Here is a 14,337-nt window from a genome sequence, read left to right as displayed (position 1 = left end):
CCCTAGCGTTCTGCCCGATAGGCTACCTCTGCTGAATGGATCAAGGACATCTCGTGCGTTTCACCCTGCTAAAGTCATTTGTCATCGCGACCAGCCTATTGGTCACTTCGGTTCCGGCCTCAGCCCAAGGGCTTGCCGGCAACTATCTCGCAGGGCGCGCGGCGGCCAGCAGCTATGATTACGAGGCTGCGTCGCTCTATTACACGCGGCTTTTGGTCGCCAATCCAAGCGACCCTTTCCTGCTGGAAAGTCTGGTTCTGGCAAATCTGTCTTTGGGCAATATGGATAAAGCCATTCCGATCGCGCGTCGTTTAGATGCGATCGATGATGTGTCCAGCCAACTGGCCAATATGGCGTTGATTGCGGACCTCAGTGCGCGTGGCCGTTTTGATGAGGTCATGACACGTATTCAGGCCGAAGAGGGCATTGGCCCCTTGGTCGACGGGCTGATCCTGGCTTGGGCCGCATTGGGGGATGGCGATATGAACGCCACCGTGGCGGGCTTTGATGCTGTGGCTCAGGAACCGGGCCTCGCGGGGTTTGCGCTCTATCACAAAGCGCTGGCGATGGCCTCTGTGGGCGATTTCGCTGGGGCCGAGGATATTTATTCCTCCGAAGGTGCGCTGGGCATGCAACTGACCCGTCGCGGGGCCATGGCGCAGATCGAGATCCTCAGCCAGCTTGATCGCAATGACGACGGCCTCGAAATTCTGGACGCGCTTTTTGGTAAAGATCTGGATCCCCAGCTGCGCCAAGTGCGCGCGGATCTGGCCGATGGAAAACGCCTGCCTTTCACCCATGTGCGCAGCGCGAGCGAGGGTATTGCCGAAGTCTTCTATTCCCTCGCCGATGCGCTGCGAGGCGAAGCGGATCCCGACTATGCCTTGCTTTACACCCGCACTGCAGAGTTCCTGCGCCCCGATCACGTGGATGCGCTGTTGCTGTCTGCGGAACTTTTGGAAGACCTAGAGCAATATGAACTCGCGACGCAGGCCTACCGGTCTGTCCCGGCCGATCATATCTCTTTCCATGCCGCAGAACTTGGCCGCGCAGAGGCTTTGCGTCACAGCGGCCGCATCGACGCCGCCATCGAGGTTCTGGAACAGCTCGCCCGCACCCACGGAGACCTGCCAATCGTTCACAACACATTGGGGGATGTCTTCCGTCAGCAACAGGACTACGCACGGGCGGCTCAGGCCTATGACAAGGCGCTGTCGATGATGACGGATCCAAGCGATGGCAAGTGGTTCACACTCTATGCGCGCGGAATCACCAATGAACGACTGGGCGACTGGCCCGCCGCCGAAGCGGATTTCCGTGCGGCGTTGGAGCTCAATCCGGACCAACCGCAGGTGCTGAACTACCTTGGGTATTCCCTGGTCGAAAAACGCATCAAGCTGGATGAAGCGCTTGGCATGATCGAACGCGCCGTCGAAGCGCGCCCTGACTCAGGCTACATCGTCGACAGCCTTGGCTGGGTGCTCTATCGCCTTGGCCGTTTTGACGAGGCCGTAGATCCAATGGAACGCGCCGCCGCTCTGATGCCAGTCGATCCGATTGTGAATGACCACCTAGGCGACGTCTATTGGAAGGTGGGCCGCAAAACCGAAGCCCGTTTCCAATGGCATCGCGCTCTGTCCTTTATCGATGAAGACAGCGCGCCCGAAGCCGATCCTGACCGCATTCGCCAGAAGCTGGATGTGGGATTGGACGCAGTTCTGGAAGCTGAGGGCAACGACCCGGTTCAGGTGGCCAATGACGGCTAAGGTCACGGCCTTCGCCCCGGCGAAAATCAATCTGACATTGCATGTGACCGGACAACGCACCGACGGCTATCACCTGCTCGATTCTCTGGTGGCGTTTGCGGATATTGGCGACGAGATCGAAGCGTGCGCCGCACCCAATATGTCGCTGTTTGTGTCAGGCCCGATGTCCGAGGGCGTTCCTTCAGACAGTCGAAATCTCATGCTCAAGGCGGCAAAGCTATTTGATCCCTCGGGCACGGCAGCCCTGTCTTTGACAAAACACCTGCCAGCGGCCTCCGGTATCGGAGGGGGATCGTCCGACGCGGCCGCCACCCTACGTGCCTTGGCGGAACTCTGGGATCTGCCGCTGCCGCGAACCGAAGATGTTCTCCCTTTGGGCGCAGATCTTCCGGTCTGTCTCTGCCCGTCGCCCCAACGCATGTCCGGAATTGGCGAAAAGCTAGAACGCCTCCCATCGTTGCCAGCTTGCGAGATTTTGCTGGTCAATCCGGGTATCGAGGTGGCAACCCCTAGCATTTTCAAGACTCTAACATCTCGCGACAATGCGCCAATGCCGGACGTCCTGCCCAACTGGCGGTCTGCCGAGGATCTGGCGGCTTGGCTTCACACACAACGCAATGACCTAGAACCACCGGCCTGCGGTCTCGCCCACGAGATATCCGATGCCTTGAGCGCCCTTGAGGCAACCAACCCGCTGATCGCGCGCATGTCCGGATCCGGCGCGACCTGTTTCGCGCTCTTTCCCGCAAACAGCGCCAAAACAGATACCGCTCTTGATGCCATCCAACAAGCCCACCCCAATTGGTGGGTCAAATCAGGCAGGTTCTTTTCTCTTGCCGAAAATATCCCGGGGTGAATGGGAGGGATTGCACGCAATCCCGTACAGAGGGGCAGCGCCCCTAGGCCTTAGCTAATCCGCGCGACGACGTAGTCGGCCAGATCAATCAACAGCGTTTTGATCTCGTGTTGTGGCAAATCGGCCAACGCATTTTTCGCGTCCTGCGCCCATTTCAAAGCGTCCTGACGGGTGTCCTCTAGCGCGCCATGTCGATTGAGCAGCTCAAGCGCGGTCTCAAGATCACCGTCCTCTTGCTTGCCTTTTTCAATCGTGCGCACCCAAAAGGCACGCTCTTCGGCATCCGCTTTGGCTATGGCTTTGATCAGGGGTAGGGTCAGTTTGCGCTCGCGGAAATCATCACCGACGTTCTTGCCGGTCGCGGCTGTATCGCCTTGATAATCCAGCAGGTCATCGACGATCTGGAAGGCAATCCCCAACGCATCCCCATAGTCAAACAGGGCTTTGACGTGGGCTTCATCCGCCCCCGCAATCACGCCGCCGACTTCGGTGGCCGCAGAAAACAGAGCGGCGGTTTTGCCACGCACAACCTGCAGATAAATACTCTCATCCGTCGCCAGATCCTGCGCCGCAGTCAGCTGCAGGACTTCGCCTTCTGCAATCGTCGCCGAGGCATTTGCCAGAATGTCCAGAACACGGAGCGATCCAGTTTCGACCATCAACTGAAAGGCGCGCGAAAACAGGTAGTCGCCTACCAAAACCGAGCTTTTGTTGTCCCACAACAGATTGGCCGTTGGACGTCCCCGACGCTGCGCGCTCTCGTCGACCACATCATCATGCAACAGGGTCGCGGTGTGAATGAACTCGACAGTGGCGGCCAGATGGACGTGATAGGGGCCCTCATAGCCGCAAAGCTGCGCTGTCGCTAAAGTCAACAAAGGCCGCAGACGCTTGCCGCCCGCGCCGACCAGATGGGCGGTGACTTCGGGGATACGCGGCGCATGTTCGCTTGCCATGCGCGCTGCAATCAGGTCGTTCACACGACCCATGTCGTCCGCCAAGAGCGCCGCCAGCGCTTCATGTGGTTTATGTGCTGCCTGATCCAGACTCATAACGTTCCCGTCACTAGGGTCGACAAACCCCGGCCCTTGGCCTTACATCGCTCGTATGAAAGAGCTTTTACGGACCACGGATCCAACGATCATCGCTTTTGCCTCGGCCCTTCTTCAGGGGGAGGGTATAGACTGCTTTGAAATGGACGTAAATATGAGCGTTCTTGAGGGCGGTATTGGCATATTCCCGCGTCGTTTGATGGTTCGGGATGACATGATTGATCGCGCTGAACGGGTGATGCGCGACAATGAGATCCCTTTGGGGCGCCCGTGAGCGAAAAAATCTCGGAAAATGAATATCTTGGCGGCCGTGTGCGGATCTGCCAGCCGGTGAAAGGGTATCGCGCTGGCGTTGATCCTGTGCTCTTGGCGGCCTCGGTGCCTGCGCGATCCGGGCAGACGGTTTTGGAGCTTGGGATCGGCGTTGGGACGGCGGCACTTTGTCTCAATGCGCGTGTGCAGGGTCTGAGCCTGACAGGGGTGGAAATCCAGCCGGACTATGCGGATTTGGCGCGCGAAAACGGTGTGGCCAATGAAGCGGATCTTAAAGTGATCGAGGCGGATCTTGAGGCGCTGCCGGATCAGGTGAAATCCGTGCGATTTGACCACGTTATCGCCAATCCGCCCTATTTTGACCGCACCGCAGGCCATGCAGCGACCGACTTAGGGCGCGAAACGGCCATGGGCGAAGCCACCCCTTTGAAAACATGGCTCGAAGTCGCCGCGCGGCGGGTTGCGCCAAAAGGCTATGTTAGCTTCATCCATCGGGCGGAGCGCATACAGGACCTGCTAAGGTATTTGCCCAGAACACTGGGGTCTGTTCAGGTTCAACCTCTCCAGCCCCGAATTTCCCGCGATGCACATCTTGTGATCCTGCGTGCCCGCCATTCAGGCCGCGCACCGCTACGCCTGCATGCGCCGATTCTGATGCATGAGGGGCGCGCGCATACGAGCGATGCCGAGAGTTATACCGCTGAAATCAAAGCGGTTCTTCGAGATGGCGCTCCGCTTGGGATGCCGGATTAAGCCCGCTTTGCGGGCTTGCCTTCGGCGAGAGTATTTTGGGCAAGATCAATGGGTGCCGCGTGCAGGATCGGCGGAAACTGACTTTCTTGTGGGTTTTTCGCACCTGCAGCGTGACAGGTCGTCTGAACTGTGTTGCAATCTGAGGCCTACATATACATCAAGAGAGGAGGGCTGCCATGAGTGTGAGCTCGCATTTGGAAGAACTGAAACGGAAACACGAAACCCTCTCCCAACAGGTCGAACAAGAGCAACGCTCCCCCGGCTCCAGCGATTTTTCCATCGCGGAAATGAAGAAACAAAAACTTAAGCTAAAAGAAGAAATTACACGGCTTCAAGCGTAAGCCGAGATCCCATAGGGCGACGGGCCCTCTGGGCCCGGACGCCTAAGCGTTCGCGCGGGCGGCGATGACAGCGCCTCCTGTGATCAAAAGCGCTGCGGCACCCAGCGACCAGCTAGGTTCTGCAACCCCTACGAGAATCAGTACGACGGTCGACAGCAGCGGCGCGGCATATGAGCTTGTGCCCAAAAGCTGTATATCCCCCTGTTTGACCCCAATGTCCCAGACATAGAAGGCCGCGCCCACCGGGCCGAGGCCAAGCGCGAAAACGGAAAGCCAGCCCAGTTGCGTGGTGGGCCATTGTGTCGTCTCCAGGCTCACATGCAGGCCGAGCGAAAGGACCGCGCTCGCAAGGCAAAAGATGGCGACGGAGGCCGTCGGCACCGATCCCAGGCGTCGTGACAGCACTGAATAGCTGGACCAAGTCAAAGCGCAGGCGATGGCGAGAGCAAAGCCGGGCAGGTTCTCTGGTGAGAAATTCGCACCGCCGCCTAGAATGATCAGAGCAGCTCCAGCAAACCCCAGCACACCTCCGAGCATATGGCCGCGGCGCAGGTGCTCTCCGGGCAAAAGGCCCGATAAGAGCACGATCAAAAGTGGCCAGAGATAGGCAATGAGGCCTGCTTCGGCAGCGGGGGCGAGGCGGAGTGCCGAAAAGTAGAGAGCGTGATAGCCAAAGATGCCCAGCGTGCCAAAGGCGTAAACGGTCCAGCGAATTTTGCGCAGCTGGCCGAGGCCTCCGTTAAAATGGGTCCAGATGAGGCCGAGGCTGCCGCCAATGCCAAAGCAGATTGCGTTCAGTTGCAAGGGCGGTACAGGCGCTGAGCCAACCGTGAAGAGCGCCAGAAAACTCCAGAGCAGCACGGCGATAAATCCTATTGCGGTGGCGCGTTGGCGGGTCATTCAAAGCTCCGTCACGGGGGTGATTTGCATGTCGCCCCAAATATGTGCGGTCTTTTCGATTTCGGCGAGGTACCAATCCCTGAAATCGCGAATATGAGGTCGTTTTTCCGCCCCTTTCAGACAGACAAAGTGAAAGCGGGCGTCGGTCTCGATAGCCTGTTTAAAAGGGACGACGAGTCGGCCGTCGAGCACATCTTTGATCATCAAGGGGCGGCGGCCCAACACCACTCCAACGCCAGTGCAGGCGGCTTCGATGGCGTGATCTGCATTGGAAAACGTGATGGTGCGGCTGGGTGTGTAGTCGATACCGATCGATTTAAACCAATTGTTCCAATCGCAAGGCGGCGACAGGAAATCAATCGAACTGTCCACGATCAGAGGCGCGTCTTTCAGGCTTTCGGGCGTTGGGTAATCTTCGGCCATGGCGGGCGTCATTGCGGGGGACATCCATTCCTTGCGGGCCGGCACGGAATAGAAATCATCGCCACTGTCATAGCCAAAACGTAGGGCCACATCGACTTGATCTCGTCTTAGATCGATCCGCTTAAGGGTGGCTGAAATGCGCAGATCGATGTCCGGATGGCTGCGCGCAAAATCCAACAGGCGGGGCGCAAGCCATTTAGCTGTGAGCGAGGGTCCTGCGGAAACCGTCAGCGTGGTGTCGTCACCCAGGCGGCGAGTCGACGTCCATGCCGCATTGAGGGCCTGAAACCCTTCGGTGGCCCCGGGTGCGAGAGTTTTGCCGGCGGGGGTCAGCTCTACGGCGCGGTTTAGGCGGATGAACAGGGGCTGGCCCAGATGCTCTTCCAGTGACTTGATCTGAAACGACAGCGCGGCGGGCGTCACATTCAATTCATCCGCGGCCTTGGCAAAAGACATATGGCGGGCGGCGGCCTCAAAGGCACGTAGGGCAGTTAAGGGGGGTAGGCGATCACTCATGTCAGTTAAGTAAAACTAAATTGAAGCTATGAGAAGTCTCGTTTGTCACCATACCTGGAAAGGCGCATATTGGCATCAGTTCAGAAATGCTTAGCCCAAAGGAGGCCGAAATGATTGAGACAGCAACCACTCCCCGCCAGCGTCAGGCCTTTGACGCCGCCCATGAAGCACGTGGCGCAGTGTTGCGTGATGGGCTGCGTTGGGTGTTTTCCCATCTCCACGTGCCGCTGAGTTTTGATGCGTTCAGAACACTTACGGTACCGTCCCGCTGACCCTTTCCACCAAGGGCCTTACGAGACGCAAAAAAGGGCTGGCCGCAGGGCCAGCCCTTTCGTTTTTCGGTCTGAAAAACGGCTTAGACGAAGAATTGTGCGCCGTTTGCAGAGATTGTGGAGCCGTTGACAAAGCCTGCATCGTCAGACGCCAGGAAGGCCACGCAGCGCGCGATCTCTTCAGGCTCGCCCAAACGACCCGCTGGGATCTGAGCGATGATGGATTCGCGTACTTTCTCAGGAACCGCCATAACCATTTCTGTAGCGATATAGCCTGGGCAGACTGCGTTTGCGGTGATGCCTGCACGCGCGCCTTCTTGCGCCAAGGACTTCACGATGCCCAGATCGCCCGCTTTGGTCGCCGCATAGTTGACCTGTGCGAACTGGCCCTTCTGACCGTTGATCGAAGAGATCACGACGATGCGGCCGAACTTGCGCTCGCGCATGCCTGGCCAGACAGGGTGGATGGTGTTGAACACGCCGGTCAGGTTGGTGTTGATGACGTCGTTCCACATGTCTGGTGTCATCTTGTGGAATGGTGCGTCGCGGGTGATGCCAGCGTTTGCGATCACGATGTCGATCGGGCCGAGGTCTGCTTCGACCTGAGCGATGCCTGCTGCAGAGGCCTCGTAGTCAGCAACGTTCCATTTGTATGTCTTGATGCCGGTTTCAGCGGTGAAGGCCGCTGCTTTTTCGTCGTTGCCAGCGTAGGTTGCTGCGACGGTGCAGCCCTGTGCTTGCAATGCTTTAGAGATCGCTTCGCCGATGCCGCGGGAGCCGCCGGTGACAAGTGCAACTCTTCCCATGATAGTCCTCCAGTAGTCTTTACTTGGTAATGCTGTTACAATTTGGGTTCAGGATTTGCAATATTATTTCGCGACAAATCCATGTGTGACGCGGTGTCTCGCAACACCCGCAGGTCCTGTTGGTATTAAAAAAGGCGCCCCCGTTCGGGAGCGCCTGATATGTGTGCGTTCTGCACATTATACTTAAGGGCGCTCAACGCAGAGGGCAACGCCCATGCCGCCGCCGATGCAGAGCGTGGCGAGGCCTTTTTTCGCGTCGCGGCGCTTCATTTCAAACAGCAGAGTATTCAGAACGCGGCAGCCGGAGGCTCCGATTGGGTGACCAATTGCAATCGCGCCGCCGTTGACGTTCACGATTGCAGGGTCCCAGCCCATGTCTTTGTTCACGGCGCAGGCTTGCGCAGCAAAGGCTTCGTTTGCTTCGACCAGATCCAGATCGGAGACAGACCAGCCTGCTTTGTCCAGCGCTTTGCGGGACGCATAGATTGGGCCAACACCCATGACGGATGGGTCCAGACCTGCGGTCGCGTAAGATGCAATGCGGGCCAGAGGCTCGATGCCGCGCTTTTCGGCTTCGTCTGCAGACATCAGCAACGCTGCAGCTGCGCCGTCGTTGAGGCCAGAGGCGTTTGCCGCTGTCACTGTACCGCCGTCGCGCACGAATGCTGGGCGCAGTTTCTGCATGCTTTCGATGGTCGCGCCGTGGCGGATGTATTCGTCTTTGTCGACCACGATGTCGCCCTTGCGGGTTTTCACAGTGAAGGGGGTGATCTCGTCGTCGAACTTGCCGGCCTTCTGCGCGGCTTCGGCTTTGTTCTGGGATGCCAGAGCAAATTCGTCCTGCATGTCACGCGAAATCTGCCACTGTTCGGCAACATTCTCGGCGGTCTGACCCATGTGATAGCCGTTGAAGGCATCCCACAGACCATCGCGGATCATAGAGTCGATGTATTTCATGTCGCCCATTTTGTGACCTGCACGCAGGTGTGCCACATGAGGAGAGAGGGTCATGTTTTCTTGACCGCCGGCCGCGACGATGGAGGCATCACCCAGTTGGATGTGCTGCGCTGCAAGAGCAACCGCGCGCAAGCCAGAACCACACACTTGGTTGATGCCCCAGGCAGAGCTTTCTTTTGGCAGGCCTGCATTGATATGCGCTTGGCGAGCTGGGTTTTGGCCCTGACCCGCGGTCAGAACTTGGCCAAGAATGGTTTCAGAAACCTCTTCTTTGGCGACGCCCGCGCGCTCTACGACGGCTTCGAGGACAGTTGCACCCAGGTCGTGGGCTGCGGTGTTGGCAAAAGACCCACCGAAAGACCCGACAGCGGTACGGGCGGCGGATGCGATAACTACATTTGTCATGTGATCTCCCTCAAATGCATTCGTCGATGAGGCTGCATGGCAAAAGTAGTGCCCAAAGCTTATGCAGCGCTGCAGCAATTGCTTATAAGATTTGCCGCATTGCGGCAAGCGATGCAATGTCGCGGGTAGTATTACTTATGGGAGTTGGCGCGTTTCCAATTAAGCCATCGTGGGGGAGGTCTGCACCGGATCCCAAGGTGGAGAAACGGTTGGCGCAGATAAATAGAAACCTTGAAGATAGCTGAATCCGAGGTTCTTCATCATGCGCGCTTCTAGTTGAGATTCAACTTTCGTCGCGACACTATGGATACCCAAACGTCGCAACATGGTCGCGACTGTATTTGCGAGGATTTGCTTTTCCTGACTTTCGTAGACCCGCTGCGTGTAGCTGCCATCCAGCTTCACAAACTCAAAGTACCTGTCGTGCAATATCTTAAATGACGTATGCTCAGCGCCATAGTCATCCAAACAGAATGACACGCCGCGATTTTGCAGGTCCGGCATGAAATCCGCGACGAGTTCTGGCATTTCGACGACCGAACCCTCTGAAATTTCAAGGATAAGTCGCTTGTTGATATCTGGATAGACGCGCAGCGCGTTGTTCAGGGTATCCATCCAAGGGCGATATCCGATTGAGCGCGCCGACATGTTGACCGACAAACAGAGGTTCGGGTGTTTGACCAGACGCTCCAGGCTGAGTTTCAATGCAAGGCGGTCAAGCTCTCGCGCGATTTCGTCATGCTGAACGAAGGGTAGAAATTGCGCGGCCGGGATGAAGCGGCCGGTTTCATCCAGAACCCTGATGAGGCTTTCGTAAAACCTGGGCTGCTTCGGGTTTTTTTGACCAAAGATCGGCTGAAAAGCCAGCGTGACTTCTTGATGGAAGACGGCCGCTCGCACCATTTCAAGAATGGACTTGTCGCGAAGCTTCACTGCTTCATCCAGAGGGTTGCTGAGCCTTTCGGCCCTGAATGCTTTTGTGCGGATATCCATCAATGCCTCCTTTGTCGCACAAGAAAGCATTCAGCGAATCTCTGAAAATCCCGTTAAGTCAGGGCGAGTCAGCTGCCTTCGGCGTCGGTACCGATCAATGCGGACAAAACGGCCTTGGCACTGTCGCTTGACCAATCCGCATCGCCTTGCAGGCGCGCAATCTCGCGGCCCTCTGGATCGATGATCACAGTGACCGGCAGACCAAAGACACTCATGTCACGCGCAACATCCATTTTCGGGTCGCGGTGTTTGGTGAGGTTGTCGACCTCGATGTCTTTAAAGAACTTATCGATCGCCACAGGCATGTTGCGCCCGGTCGCGATGGTCACGACCTCAAAATCATCACCGCCCAGTTCCGTTTGCAGCTCAGCCAACATCGGCATTTCTTTGCGGCAGGGTGCGCACCATGTGGCCCAGAAGTTCAAAAGCACATGTTTGCCTTCAAAGGCTTCCAGCGTCATGTCGCCCTCGGCTGTCACAAAGGCCGCGTCACTGACGTCGCGTGCCTCGCTGTGAAAGACAAGCTTCTTCATGTCGCCTTCACGCAGGCCATTCGCGGTCTCGATATCTGCGAAAGCTGTATTTGCGCTTAGGGCCAAGGCCATATAAAGCACGCTAGAACGTAAAATACCCATAGATCCTCCAAGGGCGACGACATGACTGACAAGACCTCGAACCAGATGTGGGGCGGCCGTTTCGCCGCTGGACCTGACGCGATTATGGAGGCGATCAATGCCTCGATCGGGTTCGATCAGCGGATGGCGGCGCAGGATATTGCCGGTTCAAGGGCCCACGCGGCGATGTTGGCCAAGGCGGGCATCATTACGGATAGTGATGCTGAAGCCATTCGGGAAGGGCTGCTCACGGTCTTGTCAGAGATTGACAGCGGAAGTTTCAATTTTTCCACGGCTTTGGAAGACATTCACATGAATGTCGAGGCGCGGCTGAAAGAAATCATCGGAGAGCCTGCAGGGCGTTTGCACACCGGTCGCTCGCGGAATGACCAAGTCGCAACGGACTTTAAACTTTGGGTGCGGGATCAATTGGACGCCACAGACGGGGCGCTCGTCGCTCTTATAAAAGCGCTTCTTGCTCAGGCTGAGCAGGGCGCGGATTGGGAGATGCCGGGCTTTACGCATCTACAGACGGCTCAGCCGGTGACCTGGGGGCATCACATGATGGCCTATGTCGAAATGTTTGGTCGCGACCTAAGCCGCATCCGAGATGCGCGCAAGCGGATGAACGAATCGCCTTTGGGCGCAGCGGCGTTGGCGGGCACGTCTTTCCCGATTGATCGGGATATGACCGCCGAGGCGCTGGGCTTTGATCGTCCGGCGGCGAACTCGCTGGATGCCGTGGCGGATCGTGATTTTGCGCTGGAATTCCTTGGCGCGGCCTCGATCTGCGCGATGCACCTCAGCCGTCTTTCCGAGGAGCTGGTGATCTGGTCTTCTGCGCAGTTCCGTTTTGTGACCCTGTCAGATCGGTTCTCCACTGGCTCTTCGATCATGCCACAGAAAAAGAACCCGGATGCCGCGGAATTGATCCGGGCCAAAGTGGGCCGGATCTTTGGCGCGAATACGGGGCTGATGATGGTTATGAAGGGCCTGCCCCTGACCTATTCCAAAGATATGCAGGAAGACAAAGAGCAGGTCTTTGATGCGGCCGACAATCTGATGCTGGCCCTGGCCGCCATGGAAGGCATGGTCAAAGACATGACCGGCAACCGCGAGAGCCTTGCGGCGGCGGCGGGCAGCGGATTCTCGACCGCAACCGATCTGGCCGATTGGTGTGTGCGCGCATTGAATATGCCATTCCGCGATGCGCACCATGTGACCGGATCTTTGGTGGCGATGGCGGAATCTCGCGGCTGTGATTTGCCGGATCTGACGCTTGAGGATATGCAATCTGTACATGGTGACATAACTGACGACGTCTTTAGCGTTCTGACTGTCGAGAATTCCGTGGCCTCGCGCACCTCTTACGGGGGCACCGCGCCCAGCCAGGTCCGCAGCCAGATCGCCCGCTGGAAGGACATATTGGCATGAGAGTGATCGCGGCCCTGACTACATTGGCATTCCTCGCCGCCTGCGGCGTGGACGGCGCGCCTTTGCGCCCAAGCGCGAATGTTGGGATCGGGATCGGATCCAATGGTGTCAGCCTTGGCGGCAAGGCGAGCGTCGGCAAAGGGCCGGTGACTGTCTCGGTAGGGCTTTAAGTCGCGAAAACTTCCCCTTGCTTGACGGCTTTGCCTTTTGTCTCATGTCTTGAGCAAAAGGGAGGACCTCAATGCGGGATCGTTTCACATTTATGGGTGTCATCTTTTTGGGTCTCGCCATTTGGGGTGCGATCCATCCGATGGCCTATTTCCTGAGCTGGTTTGAGGAACATGGCTACGACCTGAGCCTCATGATTGATGCGTGGTATGTGAATGATGCGACGTCGGGGCTGGTCTGGGATCTGACGATTGCGGCGATTGCGCTGACGGTTTGGGTTTTGGCCGAATGCATCTACGAGCGCCGCTGGCTTGGCCTCTTGGCGATTCCCGCGACATTCATGATCGGGGTAAGCTGTGGCTTGCCACTATTCCTGTTTCTGCGCGGCCCGCGGCAGGCAGGCCTTAGATTCTGAGTATTTTGGGCAAGATGAAAGCCCTTTGATTGCAAGCGCTCTCGCTTCTGCCTATGAGAGGCGAAACTGTTTTGATGCGAGGGCACTGGCATGGATCATTTTCTCTATCGCGACGGCAAACTTTTTGCCGAAGACGTGCCGGTTTCGGAAATCGCGGCTGCGGTGGGCACGCCGTTTTATTGCTATTCCACAGCGACATTCGAGCGTCACTTCCGGCTGTTTGATGAAGCTTTGGAGGGGACCGATCACCTCGTTTGCTATGCCATGAAGGCCTCGAGCAATCAGGCGATTTTGAAAACCCTTGCCGCGCTGGGTGCTGGCATGGATGTGGTTTCGGGTGGTGAGTACGCGCGGGCGAAAGCTGCGGGTGTTCCGGGCGAGCGGATTGTGTTTTCCGGTGTTGGTAAGACGCGGGACGAGATCCATGCGGCGCTGACCGGCGGATTGCGTCAGTTCAACGTGGAATCAGAGCCAGAGATGGCGGTGATCAATGAGGTCGCGCTGGAACTGGGCGTGGTGGCTCCGATCACAGTGCGCGTCAATCCAGATGTGGACGCGAAAACCCATGCCAAGATTGCGACGGGCAAGTCCGAGAATAAGTTCGGCATTCCGATCAGCCGCGCGCGAGAGGTCTATGCCCATGCCGCCTCCCTGCCGGGTCTGAAAGTCATCGGCATCGACGTGCATATCGGCAGCCAGTTGACGCAGCTCGAACCCTTCCGTTTGGCCTATCGCAAGGTCGCTGAACTGACCGAGACTCTGCGTGCGGATGGCCATGACATCCAGCGTCTGGATCTGGGCGGTGGTCTGGGTATTCCCTATGAGCGCTCTAACGAGGCTCCGCCACTGCCGGTCGAATACGGCGCCATGGTCAAAGAAGAGCTTGGCCACCTGGGTTGCGAGATCGAAATCGAACCGGGCCGCCTGATTGCAGGCAACGCGGGGATCATGGTCAGCAAGGTGATCTACGTCAAAGAAGGCGAAGACCGCGAGTTCATGATTGTGGATGGTGCGATGAACGACCTAATCCGCCCCGCCATGTATGAGGCACATCACGATATTATTCCGGTCGTCGAACCAACTCCAGGCGAAGAGCCTGCGGCCTATGACATCGTCGGCCCGGTCTGTGAAACCGGCGATACATTCGCGAAATCCCGCACCATGGCCAAGGTTGAGGCAGGCGACTTGATCGCTTTCCGCTCGGCGGGTGCCTATGGGGCGGTGATGTCCAGCGAATACAATACACGCCCCCTCATTCCTGAGGTTCTCGTCAATGGCGATCAATTTGCGGTTATCCGCCGACGTCCGACCTTTGACGAAATGATAAATCGAGATACCATTCCAGAGTGGCTCTAGGGCAATCCCGCCCGCGATCTTCGCAAGAGCCACCGGA

17 protein-coding genes are annotated in these 14,337 nt (G+C 57.5%); 10 read left to right on the top strand and 7 right to left on the bottom strand.

Annotated features, from left to right (window positions below):
• Positions 1-53 precede the first annotated feature (53 nt).
• Complete coding sequence (locus HZ995_RS03810; RefSeq protein ID WP_245168742.1) at positions 54-1,766, top strand: tetratricopeptide repeat protein; 1,713 nt, start codon at positions 54-56, stop codon at positions 1,764-1,766.
• Positions 1,756-2,622 (top strand): 4-(cytidine 5'-diphospho)-2-C-methyl-D-erythritol kinase, encoded by an 867-nt coding sequence (locus HZ995_RS03805; protein ID WP_209357356.1) that lies wholly within the window; start codon positions 1,756-1,758, stop codon positions 2,620-2,622. The genes HZ995_RS03810 and HZ995_RS03805 overlap by 11 nt, the downstream gene beginning before the upstream one ends.
• 50 nt (positions 2,623-2,672) lie before the next feature.
• Here HZ995_RS03805 and HZ995_RS03800 read toward each other — a convergent pair whose 3' ends face one another.
• Complete coding sequence (locus tag HZ995_RS03800) at positions 2,673-3,674, bottom strand: polyprenyl synthetase family protein (RefSeq protein WP_209357355.1); 1,002 nt, start codon at positions 3,672-3,674, stop codon at positions 2,673-2,675.
• 55 nt (positions 3,675-3,729) lie between these two features.
• On the opposite strand from HZ995_RS03800, the gene HZ995_RS03795 reads away from it, so the two are divergent.
• From HZ995_RS03795 to HZ995_RS03785, 3 genes are all read left to right on the top strand, one after another.
• Positions 3,730-3,948: a DUF2007 domain-containing protein gene (locus tag HZ995_RS03795; RefSeq protein ID WP_209357354.1), complete on the top strand. Its 219-nt coding sequence runs from the start codon at positions 3,730-3,732 to the stop codon at positions 3,946-3,948.
• Entirely contained in the window at positions 3,945-4,700 is a 756-nt protein-coding gene (locus tag HZ995_RS03790) for a tRNA1(Val) (adenine(37)-N6)-methyltransferase (protein ID WP_209357353.1), read from the top strand. Before HZ995_RS03795 ends, HZ995_RS03790 begins: the two co-directional genes overlap by 4 nt.
• 176 nt (positions 4,701-4,876) lie before the next feature.
• Positions 4,877-5,041, top strand: coding sequence for a YdcH family protein (locus HZ995_RS03785; protein ID WP_209357352.1), 165 nt, complete (start codon positions 4,877-4,879; stop codon positions 5,039-5,041).
• A 42-nt stretch (positions 5,042-5,083) separates the two neighbouring features.
• Here the strand turns inward: HZ995_RS03785 and yddG are convergent, their stop codons facing one another.
• Positions 5,084-5,941, bottom strand: coding sequence for an aromatic amino acid exporter YddG (gene yddG, locus HZ995_RS03780; RefSeq protein ID WP_209357351.1), 858 nt, complete (start codon positions 5,939-5,941; stop codon positions 5,084-5,086).
• A complete protein-coding gene (locus HZ995_RS03775; RefSeq protein WP_209357350.1) occupies positions 5,942-6,880 on the bottom strand; it encodes a transcriptional regulator GcvA in 939 nt (312 codons plus the stop codon).
• Between the two features lie 110 nt (positions 6,881-6,990).
• Between HZ995_RS03775 and HZ995_RS03770 the strand changes: the two genes are divergently transcribed.
• On the top strand, positions 6,991-7,152 hold the full coding sequence (locus tag HZ995_RS03770) for a hypothetical protein (RefSeq protein WP_209357349.1): 162 nt from the start codon (positions 6,991-6,993) through the stop codon (positions 7,150-7,152).
• Positions 7,153-7,235: 83 nt separating this feature from the next.
• Here HZ995_RS03770 and phbB read toward each other — a convergent pair whose 3' ends face one another.
• The 4 genes from phbB to HZ995_RS03750 form a co-directional block, all read right to left on the bottom strand.
• A complete protein-coding gene (phbB, locus tag HZ995_RS03765; protein ID WP_209357348.1) occupies positions 7,236-7,958 on the bottom strand; it encodes an acetoacetyl-CoA reductase in 723 nt (240 codons plus the stop codon).
• Between the two features lie 183 nt (positions 7,959-8,141).
• The gene (locus HZ995_RS03760) at positions 8,142-9,320 is read right to left on the bottom strand and encodes an acetyl-CoA C-acetyltransferase (protein ID WP_209357347.1); all 1,179 of its coding nucleotides are present in this window, start codon (positions 9,318-9,320) and stop codon (positions 8,142-8,144) included.
• A 159-nt stretch (positions 9,321-9,479) separates the two neighbouring features.
• The gene (locus tag HZ995_RS03755; RefSeq protein WP_209357346.1) at positions 9,480-10,313 is read right to left on the bottom strand and encodes an EAL domain-containing protein; all 834 of its coding nucleotides are present in this window, start codon (positions 10,311-10,313) and stop codon (positions 9,480-9,482) included.
• Positions 10,314-10,381: 68 nt separating this feature from the next.
• Entirely contained in the window at positions 10,382-10,948 is a 567-nt protein-coding gene (locus HZ995_RS03750) for a TlpA family protein disulfide reductase (RefSeq protein ID WP_209357345.1), read from the bottom strand.
• A 21-nt stretch (positions 10,949-10,969) separates the two neighbouring features.
• Here HZ995_RS03750 and argH point away from each other — a divergent pair, with 21 nt between their 5' ends.
• The 4 genes from argH to lysA all read left to right on the top strand — a co-directional run bounded on the left by argH (position 10,970) and on the right by lysA (position 14,300).
• Complete coding sequence (gene argH, locus HZ995_RS03745; RefSeq protein ID WP_209357344.1) at positions 10,970-12,361, top strand: argininosuccinate lyase; 1,392 nt, start codon at positions 10,970-10,972, stop codon at positions 12,359-12,361.
• Positions 12,358-12,531 carry a hypothetical protein gene (locus tag HZ995_RS03740; protein ID WP_209357343.1) on the top strand — a complete coding sequence of 58 codons (174 nt, stop codon included), beginning with the start codon at positions 12,358-12,360 and terminating at the stop codon, positions 12,529-12,531. The genes argH and HZ995_RS03740 overlap by 4 nt, the downstream gene beginning before the upstream one ends.
• Positions 12,532-12,602: 71 nt before the next feature.
• Positions 12,603-12,944 carry a DUF2834 domain-containing protein gene (locus HZ995_RS03735; RefSeq protein WP_370393296.1) on the top strand — a complete coding sequence of 114 codons (342 nt, stop codon included), beginning with the start codon at positions 12,603-12,605 and terminating at the stop codon, positions 12,942-12,944.
• A 90-nt stretch (positions 12,945-13,034) separates the two neighbouring features.
• The gene (gene lysA / locus HZ995_RS03730) at positions 13,035-14,300 is read left to right on the top strand and encodes a diaminopimelate decarboxylase (RefSeq protein ID WP_209357342.1); all 1,266 of its coding nucleotides are present in this window, start codon (positions 13,035-13,037) and stop codon (positions 14,298-14,300) included.
• Positions 14,301-14,337 lie beyond the last annotated feature (37 nt).

It is taken from the genome of Cognatishimia activa (assembly GCF_017798205.1).
Classification (GTDB): domain Bacteria; phylum Pseudomonadota; class Alphaproteobacteria; order Rhodobacterales; family Rhodobacteraceae; genus Cognatishimia; species Cognatishimia activa_A.
Note: the sequence above shows the minus strand (reverse complement) of the source record. Positions and strands in the feature narration are given on the sequence as shown.